The sequence below is a fragment of the Rhizobium sp. RAF56 genome (genome assembly GCF_052113965.1).
Taxonomy (GTDB): Bacteria; Pseudomonadota; Alphaproteobacteria; order Rhizobiales; family Rhizobiaceae; genus Rhizobium.
Genome location: NZ_JBFRDU010000142.1, coordinates 1 through 472, shown reverse-complemented (window position 1 = coordinate 472; position 472 = coordinate 1). Strand labels below are relative to the sequence as shown.

Genomic DNA, 472 nt, shown 5'->3' with positions numbered 1-472 from the left:
ACGCATTGCTTTATATCGCATCGACCGGATGCCAATGGCGGATGTTGCCGAAAGATTTTCCACCCTATTCGACCGTGCAGGGTTATTTCTACGAGTGGCGGGCTACTGGCTTGTGGCTGCGCATCAACCATCATCTCGTTATGGAGACGCGAGAGTTGGAGGGAAAGGAAGCCTCACCGACGGCAGGGGTGATCGACAGTCAGAGTGTCAAAACGACCGAAAGCGGAGGAATTGCAGGCTATGACGCGGGCAAGAAGATTAAAGGCCGCAAGCGCCATATCGTCGTCGACACGCTCGGCCTGATGGTGGGGCTCGTCGTTCACAGCGCAGACATTCAAGATCGCGATGGTGCCGCGGCAGCTCTCAAAACCATCCTCAGACGCTGGCCGTGGCTCAGGCATATCTTTGCGGATGGCGGTTATGCCGGTCCGAAACTGCGGGCAGTATTGTGCAAGGTCGCGAAGTTCACGTT

The 472-nt window shown here is 56.4% G+C and carries 1 protein-coding gene; it reads left to right on the top strand.

The features are described 5' to 3' along the window. Positions 1-472 (top strand): IS5 family transposase (locus AB4048_RS28975; protein ID WP_442205371.1); only part of this gene is annotated, 472 nt, incomplete at both ends.